General features: G+C 48.5%; 1 protein-coding gene. It reads right to left on the bottom strand.

The features are described from left to right. On the bottom strand, positions 1–550 hold a 550-nt coding region (locus tag M6D89_RS17135), incomplete at both ends, for a VCBS domain-containing protein (RefSeq protein ID WP_253969319.1).

Raw genomic sequence — 550 nt, 5'->3', positions numbered from 1 at the left:
TTGCTCTCGGTAAGCGATGCACTGTCGCTATCGCCATTAGTTGTATCCAGCGAAATCACCGGAGCATCATTGGTGCCATTAATGGTCACCGTAATCTGGTGCTCAGTGCCATCAAACGAGGTAACAATAAAGACGTCTTCGCGAGTTTCACCTTCGGCTAAATATTGCAACAAGCTGTTGTCGACACTGTATTGCCAATTTCCTTCCGCCGTAATACTAAGACTTCCCAGTACTTCACCCACTGGTACAGGGAAGATGCTGGCATCAATACTCGATTGACCGTTATCTAAATCAGTCACTATCAAAGTGCCGCTGGTGCTAGTGGGTAACGAATCTTCAGTGACCTCTCCGCTATCGTCACCGCTAAACTCAGGCGTGTCGTTTATGCCGATTATTTGAATGGTAACGGTGGCCGGCTCGCTGTACACCGGCTTGCCGCTGGTATCGGTTTCGGAGTCTTGCAAAAAGTAAGTAAAGGTCACACTGGTGGTGTCACCTTCGGCCAGATAGTCAAAATCATCAAGGGTATCAAAGCTGTAGCTGCCATCGG

The organism is Gilvimarinus xylanilyticus, from assembly GCF_024195295.1.
GTDB classification, from domain to species: Bacteria; Pseudomonadota; Gammaproteobacteria; order Pseudomonadales; family Cellvibrionaceae; genus Gilvimarinus; species Gilvimarinus xylanilyticus.
Note: the sequence above shows the minus strand (reverse complement) of the source record. Positions and strands in the feature narration are given on the sequence as shown.